The 3,601-nt window shown below is 71.0% G+C and carries 4 protein-coding genes; 3 read left to right on the top strand and 1 reads right to left on the bottom strand.

Annotated features, from left to right (window positions below; genetic code table 11):
• A partial coding sequence (locus ACLEQD_RS39225) for a hypothetical protein (protein ID WP_410391006.1) occupies nucleotides 1-653 on the bottom strand: 653 nt, incomplete at its 3' end.
• Between the two features lie 313 nt (nucleotides 654-966).
• Between ACLEQD_RS39225 and ACLEQD_RS39230 the strand changes: the two genes are divergently transcribed.
• The 3 genes from ACLEQD_RS39230 to ACLEQD_RS39240 form a co-directional block, all read left to right on the top strand.
• A complete protein-coding gene (locus ACLEQD_RS39230) occupies nucleotides 967-1,422 on the top strand; it encodes a hypothetical protein (RefSeq protein WP_410391008.1) in 456 nt (151 codons plus the stop codon).
• On the top strand, nucleotides 1,392-1,865 hold the full coding sequence (locus ACLEQD_RS39235; RefSeq protein ID WP_410391010.1) for a hypothetical protein: 474 nt from the start codon (nucleotides 1,392-1,394) through the stop codon (nucleotides 1,863-1,865). The genes ACLEQD_RS39230 and ACLEQD_RS39235 overlap by 31 nt, the downstream gene beginning before the upstream one ends.
• Nucleotides 1,866-2,088: 223 nt before the next feature.
• Nucleotides 2,089-3,601 (top strand): HAMP domain-containing protein (locus ACLEQD_RS39240; protein WP_410391012.1); only part of this gene is annotated, 1,513 nt, incomplete at its 3' end.

The following is a 3,601-nucleotide window of genomic DNA, read 5'->3' on the forward strand; positions in this document are numbered from 1 at the left end:
CCGCCCGTACCGGTGCCGCCCGGGTTGATGACGGTCGAGCCGTTGCTCTCGGTACCGGGCGCGGTGGAGCCGGTGGTGCCGCTGCCGGAGCCACCGATGGTGCCGGTGCTCCCGGAGCCGCCGAGGGTGCCGGTGTTCCCGGCGCCATTGATGGTGTTGCCGGTATTGGTGCCGGAGCCGCCGTAGGTGCCGGTGCTGGTGCTCGGCGAGGTGTTACCGGTGCCGTAGTTGCCGGTGCTCGTCCCCGTGGAGGGCACGGTGCTCCCGGTGCCGAAGGTGTCCGAGCTGGAGCCGGTGTTCGTGGGCGAGCCCGTGCCGATGCCGCTGGTGCCGGTGCCGCCCGTGCCGGAGGTGCTGCCGCCGGTGCTGCCGGTGCCGGTCGTGCCCGGAGTCATGGTGGTGCCGGAGCCAGAGCCGCCCGTGCCGGTGGCGGTGTTGCCCGTCTGCACGCCCGTGGAGTTGGTGGTGCCCGGGGTGGACGTGCCGCTGGAGCCGGCGGTGCCCGTCTGCCCGCTGTTGACCATCTCCGGAGAGCCGCCCGTGGAGCCGGGCGTCGTCCCGGGGCTCGATCCGTCGCCTACCTGCTGGGCGAACGCGCTGGTGGAGAGCAGGAAGCTGAAGGCCAGTGCCGCGGTGCCAATGGAGCGTCGCATGTGAGGAACCCTTTCGTGCCGTTCGAGGCGTAAAGGTGTGTGCTTCATGCGACACGGCAAGCCGTTGGAAGAAGCCACCACATGGCAGGCCGGCAGCTCGCGGGTCGTTCATGGGACAAAGCGCGCGGGGCAGGGCTTGCACGCACGTGCTCCTGAGACCTCGGTGTGACTTCGATGGAGCGAAAAGCCGAGATGTCCAGGTGCTGGGCCCAGGGCGAACGCCGCGTGATGTCCAGCAGGCAGGCTTCCGTGTCGCGGTGAGCAGTCTTCGCTCCCGTTCTGTGCTGTCCTCCCGGTCCGGAAGGGAGCGCGCGTGAGCGGACGGGAGGTGCAGCTGGCGGCGGGCCGCAAGAGCGCGCGACAGACGCGAAGCGCGAGCGCACGCGCCTGGACCCTCACGCTCGTCATCGCCGCGAGCCTGGGCCTGCTCCTCTACGTCGCCACCACCAGCCTCCCGTACCTCATCGCCTCACCCGCCGGGGACGCGCACCTGGGCGCGCTCAATGACTGTCTGGCGCGACAGCTCAAGGGGGCCACGCGGCTGGGCTGGGCCGTGGCGCCGGATGCGTCGCGCGCGGCGGTGTTCGGGCCCCGCGTCGTCGCGGTCTGTGGCGAGGACGGCTCGCATGCGCGGCTGGAGGTCCCCGGCGCACCGCGCTCACCTTCGACGGCGAGCGCCACCTGTGGGTCGCCACCGGAGGCCGCCTGCTGCGTGAACGGGACGGCGCGCTCCAGCCCGTGGGCGACATCGCTCCGCCGGAGTGGCTGAGCGGCCACGCGGGCGGCGTCCTCGCGCTGGATGCCACCGGGCAGCTCGTCTCCGTGTCACCGGAGGGCAAGGTGCTGGGCCAGGCTCAGGTGCCGGGCCCCGGGGGGCGGCTGTCCGTCGGCCCCGGGGGCGTGCTGGCGGCGGTGGAGTGGGGCGGTGGCGTCATCGTCTACGACGCCCGCACCCTGGAGCTCGTGCGCGCGGAGGCCCCCTGCACCGTGGAGTTCCTCTGGTGGCTGGACGGCGCGGACCAGGTCCTGCTGGCCTGCGCCGCGCCGGCTTCTCCGGACGCACCGGGACCCGCCTCACTCCGCTTCAACGTTCGCACCGGCGCCCGGGAGGCCGTGCCCGCTGGCACGCGCGCGCCTGCCCGGAGGCTCTCGGGCCGGGCGCTGTACGTGCAGGGCTGTGACGGCTTCCCGTGCACGGCCTCGCCCCCCTGAAACTGTTATGGGGAGGTTTCGCTCCGAGATCCGCCGTTCCGATTCGGGGCTTTCGGGGATGGTGGGACCCGCGGTCAGGCAGGGCGTTGAGTGCCCGACACACAGGGGCCTCCCACCCCGGCTTTACATTCGACAAACCCGCGAACTCATTGGACGTTCCTGGGATCGCGGGCCGGTTTCCCAGTACCAGCCGCAACGCTTTCGCCGATCAGGGGTCTCACACGTGGATGACACCAAGGTTTCCAGCTCCCCCGCTCCCCGCAAGCGCGCCAACGGGCGCAAGTCGGCAGGGACCGCAGCAAGCCAGGACACTGGCCTGCCAGGGGGCCGGTCTTCCGCCAACGTGGCGGCCAACCGGCTGAGCAACGCGGAGACGTCGCGTGCCGAGCCCACCCGTCGCGCTCCCGCGCGCGGCCGCAACGGCAACAGCCGTCAGGCGACGGAAGACGGTCTGCGCCCCGGCGGCCCGCCTCCGCTCCAGCAGCTGCTGGCGGCGCTCCGGGCCGTGCAGGGCGGTGACTTCTCCGTGCGGCTGCCGTCGGGCGCGCAGGACGTGGTGATGGATGAGATCGCCCGCGCGTTCAACGCGGTGGTGACGCTCAACTCCACGCTCACCCACGAGATCGTCCGCGTGGAGCGCGTCGTCGGCCGCGAGGGCCGCATGGGTGAGCGCGTGACGCTCGGTGACGTGCGTGGCGACTGGGCCACCAGCGTCCAGTCCATCAACGCCCTCATCGGCGACCTGGTGCAGCCCACCACGGAGGTCGCCCGCGTGCTGGTGGCGGTGGCCGAAGGCGACCTCACCCAGAAGATGGCGCTGGAGATCGACGGCCAGCCCGTGAAGGGCGAGTTCCTCCGCATCGGCACCACCGTGAACGCGATGGTGGATCAGCTCAACAGCTTCGCCGCCGAAGTGACGCGCGTCGCGAAGGAGGTCGGCACCGAAGGAAAGCTGGGCGGCCAGGCCGACGTGAAGGGCGTGTCCGGCGTGTGGAAGGACCTCACGGACAACGTGAACGTCCTCGCCGGCAACCTCACCGCGCAGGTGCGAAACATCGCGGAGGTCACCACGGCGGTGGCCCGCGGCGACCTGTCCCGCAAGATCACGGTGGACGTGAAGGGCGAGGTCCTGGAGCTCAAGAGCACCATCAACACGATGGTGGACCAGCTCAACAGCTTCGCCTCCGAAGTGACGCGCGTCGCGCGCGAAGTGGGCACGGAAGGCAAGCTGGGCGGTCAGGCCGCGGTGTCCGGCGTGTCCGGCACGTGGAAGGACCTCACGGACAACGTGAACTTCATGGCGTCCAACCTCACGACGCAGGTGCGCGGCATCGTGAAGGTGGTGACCGCGGTCGCCAACGGCGACCTCACCCAGAAGCTGATGGTGCCGTCGCAGGGGGAGATCGCCGCGCTGGGCGCCACGCTGAACAACATGACGGACACGCTCAACGTGTTCGCGCAGCAGGTGACCAGCGTCGCGCGCACGGTGGGCGTGGAGGGCAAGCTGGGCGCCCAGGCCCAGGTGCCCGGCGCCGCGGGGACGTGGAAGGACCTCACGGACAACGTGAACCTGATGGCGTCCAACCTCACCAGCCAGGTGCGCAACATCGCGGAGGTCTCCACCGCCGTCGCCAATGGCGACCTGTCGCGGAAGATCACCGTGGACGTGAAGGGCGAGGTCCTGGAGCTCAAGAGCACCATCAACACGATGGTGGACCAGCTCCGCGCGTTCGCCG

Origin of the sequence: Corallococcus sp. 4LFB (genome assembly GCF_046520365.1) — a bacterium.
Taxonomy (GTDB): Bacteria; Myxococcota; Myxococcia; order Myxococcales; family Myxococcaceae; genus Corallococcus; species Corallococcus caeni.